Annotated in this window: 12 protein-coding genes; 10 read left to right on the top strand and 2 right to left on the bottom strand. The window is 48.8% G+C overall.

From position 1 onward, the window contains the following. Positions 1–98: 98 nt before the first annotated feature. Positions 99–779, top strand: a complete 681-nt coding sequence (locus I2F54_RS03575; RefSeq protein ID WP_009122636.1) for a DUF5715 family protein — start codon at positions 99–101, stop codon at positions 777–779. 449 nt (positions 780–1228) lie between these two features. Here the strand turns inward: I2F54_RS03575 and I2F54_RS03570 are convergent, their stop codons facing one another. Further along, positions 1229–2743, bottom strand: a complete 1515-nt coding sequence (locus I2F54_RS03570) for an NAD(P)H-hydrate dehydratase (protein ID WP_181993178.1) — start codon at positions 2741–2743, stop codon at positions 1229–1231. 104 nt (positions 2744–2847) lie between these two features. Here I2F54_RS03570 and I2F54_RS03565 point away from each other — a divergent pair, with 104 nt between their 5' ends. From I2F54_RS03565 to I2F54_RS03555, 3 genes are all read left to right on the top strand, one after another. Further along, positions 2848–4386 (top strand): peptide MFS transporter, encoded by a 1539-nt coding sequence (locus tag I2F54_RS03565; protein ID WP_087412952.1) that lies wholly within the window; start codon positions 2848–2850, stop codon positions 4384–4386. A gap of 40 nt (positions 4387–4426) precedes the next feature. After that, entirely contained in the window at positions 4427–4963 is a 537-nt protein-coding gene (gene hpt, locus I2F54_RS03560) for a hypoxanthine phosphoribosyltransferase (RefSeq protein WP_009122639.1), read from the top strand. Positions 4964–5025: 62 nt separating this feature from the next. Continuing rightward, the gene (locus I2F54_RS03555) at positions 5026–5598 is read left to right on the top strand and encodes an adenylate kinase (RefSeq protein WP_009122640.1); all 573 of its coding nucleotides are present in this window, start codon (positions 5026–5028) and stop codon (positions 5596–5598) included. A 69-nt stretch (positions 5599–5667) separates the two neighbouring features. Here the strand turns inward: I2F54_RS03555 and I2F54_RS03550 are convergent, their stop codons facing one another. Further along, a complete protein-coding gene (locus tag I2F54_RS03550) occupies positions 5668–6231 on the bottom strand; it encodes a helix-hairpin-helix domain-containing protein (protein ID WP_022219859.1) in 564 nt (187 codons plus the stop codon). A 169-nt stretch (positions 6232–6400) separates the two neighbouring features. Between I2F54_RS03550 and obgE the strand changes: the two genes are divergently transcribed. The 6 genes from obgE to ubiE all read left to right on the top strand — a co-directional run bounded on the left by obgE (position 6401) and on the right by ubiE (position 12049). After that, positions 6401–7582: a GTPase ObgE gene (gene obgE / locus I2F54_RS03545; RefSeq protein ID WP_118046330.1), complete on the top strand. Its 1182-nt coding sequence runs from the start codon at positions 6401–6403 to the stop codon at positions 7580–7582. Further along, positions 7579–8391: a peptidoglycan editing factor PgeF gene (gene pgeF, locus I2F54_RS03540; protein WP_118046331.1), complete on the top strand. Its 813-nt coding sequence runs from the start codon at positions 7579–7581 to the stop codon at positions 8389–8391. Before obgE ends, pgeF begins: the two co-directional genes overlap by 4 nt. 20 nt (positions 8392–8411) lie before the next feature. After that, on the top strand, positions 8412–9077 hold the full coding sequence (locus I2F54_RS03535; protein WP_022219856.1) for a B3/B4 domain-containing protein: 666 nt from the start codon (positions 8412–8414) through the stop codon (positions 9075–9077). A gap of 138 nt (positions 9078–9215) precedes the next feature. Then, on the top strand, positions 9216–10199 hold the full coding sequence (locus tag I2F54_RS03530; protein WP_022219855.1) for a PhoH family protein: 984 nt from the start codon (positions 9216–9218) through the stop codon (positions 10197–10199). A 45-nt stretch (positions 10200–10244) separates the two neighbouring features. Next, positions 10245–11189: a phosphoribosylaminoimidazolesuccinocarboxamide synthase gene (locus I2F54_RS03525; RefSeq protein WP_009122647.1), complete on the top strand. Its 945-nt coding sequence runs from the start codon at positions 10245–10247 to the stop codon at positions 11187–11189. Positions 11190–11311: 122 nt separating this feature from the next. Continuing rightward, positions 11312–12049: a bifunctional demethylmenaquinone methyltransferase/2-methoxy-6-polyprenyl-1,4-benzoquinol methylase UbiE gene (gene ubiE / locus I2F54_RS03520; protein ID WP_009122648.1), complete on the top strand. Its 738-nt coding sequence runs from the start codon at positions 11312–11314 to the stop codon at positions 12047–12049. Positions 12050–12057 lie beyond the last annotated feature (8 nt).

The raw sequence follows: 12057 nt of genomic DNA, 5'->3' as shown, positions 1-12057 counted from the left end.
AAAAGCAGCAAACTCTTCCGATTGTTCTGACAGATTACATTATCTTTGCAGAAGTTTCGCCACAAATTACACAGATTTACACAGATTCAGAATTAATTATGTATAGCAAAAGCCGTTTTATCTCTCTGTTTTTATTGGTAAGCATAGCGATGACCTGCTGTCTGGCAGGATGCAAGAAAAAAGATATGTCCCTCAAACTGAACGAGCCGCGCAACATACGGGGTGTTATCAGTTACAAACGTTCTTTCGGTGATTTGAATGAAAGACATCTGAAAGTAGCTCAGGCTATCGGTATTCGTCCGTTGGCATCGCGCGAGGAAGCGGAAAGGATGAAAGAAAAGCTGCAACATATCACGACGAATGATTTGTACGCAGTCGATTCATTGACGCATTCCATTCCGTACCTTATTCCGGGAGCGGCTGCCCTACTCGATACAATCGGTTATAACTTTCTTGACTCTCTGACTGCCAAAGGGCTGAACCCGAACAAGATTACGGTTACTTCCGTGCTGCGTACGAAAGACGATGTGAAACGTTTGCGCCGCCGCAATGTCAATGCATCCGAAAATTCCGCTCATTTCTACGGTACTACGTTTGACGTCAGTTGGAAACGCTTTCAAAAGGTAGAGGATGAGGACGGACGCCCGTTACAGGATGTCAGCTCGGATACGCTGAAACTGGTGCTGTCCGAAGTATTACGCGACTTGAAGAAAGCAGAGAAATGTTACATTAAATATGAACTGAAGCAAGGCTGTTTCCATATTACTACAAGAATGTAAAAATGCAAATCTGTTAGTATTTAGTATATTAAGACTTTGATATAAACTAATTCGCAACATTTACTTATACTTACTTTAGAATATCGGGGCATTAAAATATCAACATTAACAGGCAGTTTACAAAAAGAAAAAACAACATACAAACAAAAGCCTGACTTCCTCCCCCTAAGGCTGAAAGCCTTTTATCTTATAGCCCGGGGTAACACCCCGGGTACAGATGGTCTATTATATTTGCGCCCTGTAAGGGCAAAAGATTCGTATGTGTATCTTTTGCCCTTACAGGGCGCGATATCAATTACTCGGACATTCCCGGGGTGTTACCCCGGGCTAATAAGATAAAAGCCTTTCAGGCTTAGAAAAATCATCATAGATCGGCACTATCCACTATTGTGTGCGAATAGGAAACTCCGGAATTCAAACTTTATAGGGACTGTCTATAAATGAAACCATTATTTCTCCTCCAGCATCCGCCATGCCGGCGGCAAGCAAGTAACAATATCCCCTGCCGTCATCCCCATTACCCCGTGCTTCTTGCAAGCAATATCTCCAGCCAGACCATGAACATAAGCAGCCATACGTGCCGCAGTTTCCGCATCGTATCCCTGTGCCAACAAGGCCAGTACAACACCCGTAAGCACATCACCGCTACCGCCTGTTGCCATACCGGGATTTCCGGTAGGATTAAACCAGCACTTTCCCGACGGTGCGATAACAACGGAATAAGCTCCTTTTAATAGAATGTGTACTCCGGCACTCCTTGCCAGTTCGCGGGCTTTCGTCAGGCGTTCGTACGAGTTCTGGCATTTCCCGACCAATCGTTCCAGTTCTTTGGGGTGCGGAGTAAGAATACTGCCTTTGGGCAAACGGCCGATGTAACTGCGATGTTCTCCCAACAAGTTCAACGCATCGGCATCCACCACCATGGGCGTCTGACAAGATTCTATCTGTTCCAGCAAGGCGGCTTCGGTATCTCCCGCCTTTCCCAATCCGGGACCGATGCCCACCGCCTGATAATCGTCCGTATCGGTGGCGCATGAGAAGCGCACATCATTTATGTCTATTTCCGTCATGGCTTCCGGAACGGAAGTCTGCACGATAAAGTTATTACAGAAAGGAATATGAACCGTCAGCAACCCCACCCCGGAGCGCAGACAAGCACGTGCCGCAAGTACCGACGCTCCTGCCATTCCTTGTGAACCGGCTATCAACAAGGCACGTCCGAAATTCCCTTTATGAGCGAACTTACCACGCGGTTTCAGCATTGACGCCACATCCTCATGTTCCGTCAATGCAAAATCCGTTTCCTTTTCCTCTATGGCTTCCTCGCTCAAACCGATATCCAACAACTGCCATTCACCCACAAACGGCGCGTTCTCGGCAAAGAGAAATGCCAGTTTCGGCAGTTGCAGGCTTAACGTCAGGTCTGCACGGATGATATTGGCCTGGATATTATAGGTATTATCCTCTCCCATCAAGCCGGAAGGTACATCAATGGCAACTACCGTAGCCGGAGACGTATTGATGTACTTCACTACCGCAGCGAAGCCCCCGCTCAAAGGCTTGTTCAGTCCGCTGCCGAACAATCCGTCTACCACCACGTGCTCTGCCGTCAGTACCGGCGGCACGAATTGCGTGGTTATCTCATGGAAATCTATTCCGGCAACTCCCGCCAGGCGTTCTTTATTCGTTTCGCAATCGGGCGACAACGTGCCTTTGGTATTGAAAAGATACACCTCTACCCGGCAGCCCCGTTCCGCCAGCAGACGTGAAACAGCCAGCGCGTCTCCGCCATTGTTGCCGGGTCCGGCAAATACCGTAAAAGGAGTTTCCGCACTCCAGCGTTCGGACATCGCCCGCGCCAATGCCCGCGAAGCGCGCTCCATAAGGTCTATGGACGAAACGGGCTCATTCTCTATTGTATAGGCGTCCAACTCTTTTAATTGGATGGTAGGAAATATTTTTATCATCGCAGCTTATTCATTTAAGTTACGAGCAAAGGTACAAAAAATAATAACTACTTTTGCAGCCTGAAACATACAAAGAAACAAAGACAATAAACACATAACCAATGAGTACATCCAAACACCCTAAAGGACTTTATCTTATCTTCGCCACCAGCACCGCAGAACGTTTCAGCTACTATGGCATGCGGGCCATCTTCATTCTGTTCTTAACGCAAGCGCTGCTGTTCGACAAGGAGCACGCCGCTTCCATTTACGGCAGCTACACCGGGCTGGTTTACCTCACCCCGCTCATCGGCGGGTACATTGCCGACAAATACTGGGGTATCCGTCGTTCTGTTTTCTGGGGAGCCATGATGATGGCCGTAGGACAGTTCCTGATGTTCTTCAGCGCTTCCATGCTGGATACCGGTCAACTGTCGCACTGGTTGATGTATGGCGGCCTTACTTTCCTTATACTGGGCAACGGATGCTTCAAGCCGACAGTATCTTCCCTCGTGGGACAACTGTACGAACCGGGAGACAGACGGTTGGACTCCGCTTACACCATATTCTATATGGGCGTTAACGTCGGCTCCTTCCTTGCGCCGCTGGTTTGCGGCTATTTCGGCGAAACCGGTAATCCGCACGACTTCAGATGGGGCTTCCTGATTGCCGCGATTGTCACCGTGTTTACAGTCATACTTTTCGAGACACAAAAGAACAAATACCTTATCGGGCCCGACGGCAAACAGCTCGGCATCATTCCCGACGCTAAAAAGGAACAGCCGCAAGTGACGAAAACAGCCGCTCAATCCGCCATAGACAGCCACAAGAAGAAACGTAATTATCTCCTTCTGGGAGTATTGGCGATAGCGCTTGCCGCCTTCTTCTACCGGTGTTTCGGCAACGATTGGATCAGCATCGGTATTTTCACCGCTTGCATCGTCTTTCCCGTCAGCATCCTGCTGGAAGGCTCGCTTACGAAGATTGAACGCGACCGTATTTTCGTAATCTATATCATCGCTTTCTTCGTCATCTTCTTCTGGGCGGCCTACGAACAGGCAGGCGCCTCACTGACGCTCTTCGCTTCCGAGCAGACCGACCGCGTTATCCTCGGCTGGGAAATGCCGGCTTCCTGGATACAATCATTCAATCCTTTCTTTGTCGTGATACTGGCAGCCCTCATGCCGGGAGTATGGGGATTCCTCAACAAACGGGGAATGGAACCCGCCTCTCCTACCAAGCAGGCTATCGGCTTATTACTCCTGTCTTTGGGCTATCTCGTCATCTGTTTCGCCGTAAAGGACGTGCGGCCCGGGGTCAAGGTAAGCCTCATCTGGCTGACGGGACTTTACTTTATCCATACAATGGGTGAAATTGCGCTTTCCCCCATCGGCCTGTCCATGGTGAACAAACTCACTCCTATCCGCTTTGCCTCGCTGATGATGGGCATATGGTATCTCTCTACCGCCACGGCCAACAAGTTTGCGGGTACGCTGAGCGGCCTTTATCCCGAAGCCGGAAAAGTGAAAACATTGCTGGGCTACCGCATCGAAACGATGTATGACTTCTTCATGGTATTCGTTGTGATGTCCGCCACCGCATCGCTTATCCTCTTCCTGCTTTCAAAGAAATTACAGAAGATGATGCACGGAGTGGAATAAAATCACTATTTTTGCGCCAACTTTCTAAAAACTCCTATTTATGGATACCATACAAATAAAAGACAAGATGTTCACCGTTTCCATCAAGGAACAGGACATATTGAAAGAAGTAACCCGTGTAGCGAACGAAATCAACCGCGACCTGGCCGGTAAGAATCCGCTTTTTCTGAGTGTGCTGAACGGCTCGTTCATGTTTACCTCCGACCTGATGAAGCGCATCACCATCCCTTGCGAAATTTCTTTCGTGAAACTCGCCTCTTACCAAGGGGTATCTTCTACGGGAGTTATCAAAGAAGTTATCGGCATTAACGAGGATATTTCCGGCCGTACAATCGTTATCGTCGAAGACATCGTAGACACAGGCCTCACCATGCAACGCTTGCTGGACACCCTCGGCACACGCGGTCCTAAGGACATCCATATCGCCTCGCTGCTGGTGAAACCCGATAAGTTGAAAGTAGACCTGAACATCGAATACGTAGCCATGAACATCCCCAACGACTTTATCGTGGGCTATGGTCTGGACTATGACGGATTCGGACGCAACTATCCCGACATTTATACGGTAGTGGACTGAACCGGAGAAAAGGTATTGGAAGAAGGTATTAAATTGTAAATCATAAAATAATAGCTAAACAAATGTTGAACATTGTAATTTTCGGTGCTCCCGGTTCAGGAAAGGGAACACAAAGCGAGAGAATTGTAGAGAAGTACGGCATCAACCACATTTCTACGGGAGACGTGCTCCGTGCAGAAATCAAAAACGGTACCGAACTGGGCAAAACAGCTAAAGGCTACATCGACCAGGGACAACTGTTGCCGGACGAACTGATTATCGACATCCTGGCAAGCACGCTGGACAGCTTCAAAGAGAGCAAGGGTGTTATCTTCGACGGTTTTCCCCGTACCATCGCACAGGCGGAAGCATTGAAGAAAATGCTGGCCGAACGCGGACAGAGCGTAAACATCATGCTGGACCTCGACGTGCCCGAAGATGAACTGATGAAGCGCCTCATCAAACGCGGACAGGAATCAGGCCGTGCCGATGACAACGAAGAGACCATCAAGAAACGTCTTACCGTATATCATTCGCAAACAGCTCCGCTGATTGACTGGTACAAGAACGAAAAGCTGTATGCGCACATCAAAGGTATCGGCGAACTGGAAACTATTACGGCAGATGTTTGCAAAGCGATTGACGCTGCGAAATAATATTTGATATCAAAAGCAGATACATTCAACGCAAATTACGCGAACCGCTACGGATGATTATTTAGATGATTATTTATCCGTGCGGTTCGCGTAATTTATATTGTTTCCTGCATCAGCGGTCAGCCGTTCCACCATTTTACATAGATTCGCTTCGTTCTGTTCGTCCGAGACAGTGGGGTCTTTCACAAAATACCTGCAAGGCAAGTCCGGACAATCACCGCAATTCTTTTTCCTCCTGGTACGGCAGCAGTCATAAATGCGGCAGACATCATCACCCGTATACCGTAACCAGAATACTTTTCCTTTTATTTTCCTGCATCCTCCGCACTCCAACGGGAAAGAAGCACACTCCACACAAACTGCACCGCAGGGAGAAGGCTCGACAAAGTCATCTTTCCAGAACCACCATTTACACTTCATCGGGTCGGGATGCTCGGTATTTACAAAGTATTCCACTGCACGATAAAGGTACAACTGGCAGCGGTCAAGAGTGCAACCGCGCAACCGGCACTCCCCGGCATAAAGTTCTTCGGCGCTCTTGCCACGCAACGAGGCGATAGTGGGATACCCCATCAGTATCAAGTCCTGTTCGGTGCAGGCGCCTACATTGGGAATCGTTCTCAGTTCACTCATTAAGATTATTATATCAGGATGTAAATCAATCGATGAACAAAAATAACGTTATCAGTCCATCCAACCAAACAAATCACAACCCAAATTTGAGCATATCGCCTGAAATCACTAATTTTGCGCCTGTTATCCCGATGGTAACAATAAAGAAACCTAAAAAGAAAACAAGAATATGGCTGAATCGAATTTTGTTGACTACGTAAAAATCTATTGCCGTTCCGGTAAAGGCGGCCGAGGCTCCACGCACATGCGGCGTGAAAAATACATTCCTAATGGAGGCCCCGACGGTGGTGACGGAGGACGAGGCGGCCACGTAATTCTTCGCGGCAACCGCAACTACTGGACATTGCTGCATCTGCGCTACGACCGCCACATCATGGCCGGGCACGGAGAATCGGGTTCCAAGAACCGCAGTTTCGGCAAGGACGGAGAGGACAAGGTAATCGAAGTGCCCTGTGGAACGGTAGTGTACAATGCCGAAACCGGTGAATACATTTGCGATGTAACCGAGCATGGCCAGGAAGTCGTTCTGCTGAAAGGCGGACGCGGCGGATTGGGCAACTGGCACTTCAAGACCGCTACCCGTCAGGCTCCCCGTTTCGCACAGCCGGGCGAACCGATGCAGGAAATGACGGTTATCATGGAGTTGAAGCTGCTGGCGGATGTAGGTTTGGTAGGTTTTCCCAATGCAGGAAAGTCGACACTGCTCTCGGCCGTATCTTCGGCAAAGCCGAAAATCGCCAATTATCCCTTTACCACACTGGAACCCAACTTGGGGATTGTGTCTTATCGCGACGGCAAGTCATTCGTGATGGCGGATATCCCCGGCATTATCGAAGGCGCAAGTGCAGGCAAAGGTTTGGGACTTCGCTTCCTGCGCCACATCGAACGCAACTCGCTGCTGCTGTTCATGATTCCGGCCGACAGTGACGACATCCGTAAGGAATATGAAATCCTGTTGAACGAATTGCGTACCTTCAACCCCGAAATGCTGGACAAGCAACGTGTGCTTGCCATTACAAAATGTGATATGCTGGATCAGGAACTGATGGATGAAATAGAGCCTACGCTGCCCGAAAGCATCCCGCACGTATTCATTTCAGCCATATCCGGCCTGGGTATCTCAGTCCTGAAAGATATTCTGTGGGAAGAGCTGAATAAGGAAAGCAACAAGATAGAAGGTAAGATTGAAAGCATAGCCCATCGTGCCAAAGACATGAGCCATCTGAAAGAAGAACTGAAAGATGAAGGTGAGGACGAAGACCTCGGCTACGAATATATCGACGACGAGGATATTGAAGACCTCGAAGATTTTGAATACGAAGAAGAGGACTGGGAGGATGACAAAAAATGATTTCTCTTACAGAAGATAAAAGAATGTTGGGATATGAGGCGCTTGCCCCGTATCCCGACATTTCTTGTTTTGTAACCACCCGGCATGGCGGATGCAGCGTCGGCAACTATGCTTCTTTCAACTGCACCCCTTACACCGGAGACGATACGGAGTGCGTACGCAAAAATCAGGAAGCGTTGCGTGCCGCATTGCCTGCATACCCGCAAGAACTCATTATTCCTTTTCAAACTCATAGTACCGACTCACTCGTCATCGACGAAACCTATCAGCATGCGACATGCAGTGAACGGCACTCCATGCTGCAAGGTATCGATGCGCTTATTACCGACATGCCCGGTTACTGTATCTGTATCTCTACCGCCGATTGCATTCCCATATTATTATATGATAAGCAGCATCGCGTTGTCGCCGCAGTTCATGCCGGCTGGCGGGGTACGGTAAATCGCATTCTTGCGAAAACGCTCCACCGGATGCAGTCTGCTTACGGCACGGAAGGAAAAGACATCATAGCCTGTATAGGTCCGGGCATCTCCCTCGCATCTTTCGAGGTGGGCGATGAAGTATACGAGGCTTTCCGTACTGAGAGTTTTCCAATGGAATACATATCCGTATGGAAGCCCGAAACGCACAAACACCATATTGATTTATGGGCAGCCAACCGTCTTCAACTCTCCGATTTCGGAGTACCGCCCCGGCAGATAGAGAACGCGGGTATCTGTACTTACGAACAGCATGAGGATTTCTTCTCGGCACGACGGCTGGGCATCAAGTCGGGACGCATACTGTCGGGAATAATGATAAATCAATGATTAATGATTAATGATTAGCCATGTATAACATTACCGTATCAGAAGAAATTAAGAAAGCCTGCCCTGTCTTTAAAGGCGCAGCCGTATACGCAGAGGTTACCAATAGCGCTTTCAGCCAAGGGCTTTGGGACGAGATAAACGCCTTTACAAAAGAGCTGACTACTACCACACAGCCCGACGACATTAAACAGCAACCCGCCATTGCCGCCACCCGTGAAGTCTACAAACGTTGCGGAAAAGACCCGAGCCGCTACCGCCCCTCGGCCGAAGCATTACGCCGCCGTCTTATGCGGGGATTGGAGTTGTATCGGATTGACACGCTGGTAGACCTCATCAACCTTGTCTCCCTTCGTACCGGATACTCCATAGGCGGTTTTGACGCAGACAAGATACAAGGAAATAACCTTGAACTCGGCGTCGGGCGTGCGGAAGAACCTTTCGAGGGCATCGGACGCGGAACGCTGAATATCGAAGGACTTCCCGTATACCGTGACCTGACAGGCGGCATAGGCACTCCCACCAGCGACAACGAACGTACCAAAATGGGACTGGAAACCCGTCATATACTCGCCATTGTAAACGGTTACAGCGGATGCGACGGACTGGCGGAAGCTGCCGGAATGATACAGGAGCTCCTGCGGAAATATGCCGCTTCCGACGGTGGAACGGTGCACTACTTTGACTAAGTGGCAACTTCGGAAACGATGTCACTATCAAGCCCGGTACAAAAAAATAACATACAGAACTCTCCAAGTATTCAAACGTTTCACTACATTTGCAAAACGTTTCACTTGAAAAAAAGAATTGAACTTTAAAACATATCAATGATAGAAAAACTGATTGTTCTTGAGGATATCGATCCGGTAATCTTTTACGGCGTAAACAACGCCAATATGCAATTGATAAAAGCTTTGTATCCCAAACTCCGTATCGTTGCCCGCGGCAATGTCATCAAAGTCTTGGGAGACGAAGAGGAGATGTGCGCGTTTGAAGAAAACATCACCAAGCTTGAAAAGTATTGCGCCGAATATAATTCTCTGAAAGAGGAAGTTATCATTGATATTATCAAAGGAAACGCCCCGCAAGCGGAAAAGTCCGGCAACGTCATCGTGTTCAGCGTAACGGGAAAGCCCATCATACCGCGCAGCGAAAACCAGTTGAAGCTGGTCGAGGCTTTCGCCAAGAACGACATGGTGTTTGCCATCGGCCCGGCCGGTTCGGGCAAAACCTATACGGCTATCGCCCTTGCCGTACGTGCGCTGAAAAACAAGGAAATCAAGAAAATAATCCTCAGCCGCCCCGCCGTAGAGGCCGGCGAGAAGCTCGGATTCCTGCCCGGCGACATGAAGGATAAGATAGACCCCTACCTGCAACCGCTTTACGACGCATTGCAGGATATGATACCTGCCGCCAAACTGAAAGAATACATGGAGCTGAACATCATCCAGATCGCTCCCCTCGCTTTCATGCGCGGACGTACGCTGAACGACGCCGTAGTGATTCTGGACGAAGCGCAGAACACTACCACCCAACAGATAAAGATGTTCCTTACCCGCATGGGCATGAATACCAAAATGATTGTCACGGGAGACATGACGCAGATAGACCTTCCCCAATCGCAAACTTCCGGATTGGTGCAAGCGCTCCGCATCCTGAAAGGCGTGAAAGGTATCAGTTTCATCGAACTGAACAAGAAAGATATTGTACGCCACAAACTGGTTACTCAGATTGTGGAAGCCTACGAGAAGTTTGACAAAGAAGCGAAAGCGGAACGGGAGAAACGGAAAGCAGAAAAAGCAGAACAATAGCTCCCTGCATAAACAGAAAATATTCAACTTATAAATATCACAAAAATGAAAGCATTAACAGCAACAGATTTCAACTTTCCCGGACAGAAGAGCGTCTATCACGGAAAAGTGCGTGATGTGTACAACATCAACGGTGAAAAGTTAGTTATGGTCGCCACCGACCGTATTTCAGCCTTCGACGTAGTATTGCCGAAAGGTATTCCTTTCAAGGGACAAATGCTGAACCAGATTGCAGCCAAGTTCCTCGATGCCACTACCGACATCTGTCCCAACTGGAAGATGGCTACTCCCGACCCTATGGTGACAGTGGGTGTAATGTGCGAAGGTTTCCCGGTTGAAATGATTGTACGCGGCTATCTCTGCGGCAGCGCATGGCGTGCCTACAAGAGCGGTGTCCGCGAAATCTGCGGTGTGAAGCTGCCCGAAGGCATGAAAGAGAACCAGAAGTTCCCCGAACCTATCATCACCCCGACTACAAAAGCTGAAATAGGCGAGCATGACGCCGACATCTCCAAAGAAGAAATTCTTGCCAAAGGTCTTGCCACTCCCGAAGAATACGCGGTGTTGGAGAAGTACACAATGGCACTCTTCAAACGCGGAACGGAAATCGCCGCAGAGCGCGGTTTGATTCTTGTCGATACCAAATACGAATTCGGTAAGCACAACGGCACCATCTATCTGATGGACGAAATCCATACTCCTGACTCCAGCCGCTATTTCTACTCCGAAGGTTACGAAGAACGCTTTGCCAAAGGCGAGCCGCAAAAGCAGCTTTCAAAGGAATTCGTACGCGAATGGTTGATGGATAACGGCTTCCAGGGCAAAGAAGGACAACAGGTTCCGGAGATGACAGACGAAATCGTAACTTCCATCAGCGAACGCTACATCGAGTTGTACGAACACATCACCGGTGAAAAGTTCGTCAAAGAAGATACAAGCAATATCGCCGAACGTATCGAAAAGAATGTAACGGAATACTTAAAGAAATGAAGAATGAGGAGTGAAGAATGAAGAATTGCTATGCAGCATTATAGTACTATAATGCGCAGCCATGTTCTTCATTCTTCATCCTTACTTATTCATCCATAAATTCTTAATTCTTCATTAAAAACATGGCTTACCCGCAAGAACACATCAAGCCTTACGGTAATGATGGCAAGAAGAGCGAACAGGTCGAGGAAATGTTCGACAACATCGCGCCCGCTTACGACAAGCTGAATCATACCCTGTCGATGGGCATAGACCGCAGTTGGCGTAAGAAAGCGATTAATGCGCTCCGCCCTTTCAACCCCCGGCGTATCATGGATGTAGCGACCGGAACCGGTGATTTCGCCATACTTGCCTGCCGCGAACTGCAGCCCGATACGCTGATAGGAACCGACATATCCGAAGGCATGATGAATGTGGGACGCGAAAAAGTAAAACAGGCGCAACTCTCGGACAAGATTTCCTTCGCCCGGGAGGATTGCACCTCTCTCTCATTTGCCGATGAAAGTTTTGATGCCGTGACCGTAGCGTTCGGTATCCGCAACTTCGACGGACTGGATAAAGGACTGTCCGAAATGTGCCGTGTACTCGTGCCCGGCGGACATCTCGTGATACTGGAACTTTCCACTCCGGACCGCTTCCCGATGAAGCAACTCTTTACCGTCTACTCCAAAGTCGTCATACCTCTACTCGGCAAATGCATCTCGAAAGACAACAGCGCTTATACCTATCTGCCCCAAAGCATCCGTGCCTTTCCGCAAGGTGAAATTATGCAAGGGGTAATCCGTAAGGCAGGATTCAGCGAGGTACGCTTCAAACGATTGACTTTCGGAATATGTACCTTATACATTGCTAAGAAATAGTCACTTAA

Origin of the sequence: Bacteroides clarus (genome assembly GCF_015555825.1) — a bacterium.
Taxonomy (GTDB): domain Bacteria; phylum Bacteroidota; class Bacteroidia; order Bacteroidales; family Bacteroidaceae; genus Bacteroides; species Bacteroides clarus.
Note: the sequence above shows the minus strand (reverse complement) of the source record. Positions and strands in the feature narration are given on the sequence as shown.

Bases quoted from the DNA above. Each gene is read 5' to 3' on its own strand.
- I2F54_RS03575 (WP_009122636.1), top strand. From the start codon at position 99: ATGTATAGCAAAAGCCGTTTTATCTCTCTGTTTTTATTGGTAAGCATA.
- I2F54_RS03565 (WP_087412952.1), top strand. From the start codon at position 2,848: ATGAGTACATCCAAACACCCTAAAGGACTTTATCTTATCTTCGCCACC.
- hpt (WP_009122639.1), top strand. From the start codon at position 4,427: ATGGATACCATACAAATAAAAGACAAGATGTTCACCGTTTCCATCAAG.
- I2F54_RS03555 (WP_009122640.1), top strand. From the start codon at position 5,026: ATGTTGAACATTGTAATTTTCGGTGCTCCCGGTTCAGGAAAGGGAACA.
- I2F54_RS03550 (WP_022219859.1), bottom strand. From the start codon at position 6,231: ATGAGTGAACTGAGAACGATTCCCAATGTAGGCGCCTGCACCGAACAG.
- obgE (WP_118046330.1), top strand. From the start codon at position 6,401: ATGGCTGAATCGAATTTTGTTGACTACGTAAAAATCTATTGCCGTTCC.
- pgeF (WP_118046331.1), top strand. From the start codon at position 7,579: ATGATTTCTCTTACAGAAGATAAAAGAATGTTGGGATATGAGGCGCTT.
- I2F54_RS03535 (WP_022219856.1), top strand. From the start codon at position 8,412: ATGTATAACATTACCGTATCAGAAGAAATTAAGAAAGCCTGCCCTGTC.
- I2F54_RS03530 (WP_022219855.1), top strand. From the start codon at position 9,216: ATGATAGAAAAACTGATTGTTCTTGAGGATATCGATCCGGTAATCTTT.
- I2F54_RS03525 (WP_009122647.1), top strand. From the start codon at position 10,245: ATGAAAGCATTAACAGCAACAGATTTCAACTTTCCCGGACAGAAGAGC.
- ubiE (WP_009122648.1), top strand. From the start codon at position 11,312: ATGGCTTACCCGCAAGAACACATCAAGCCTTACGGTAATGATGGCAAG.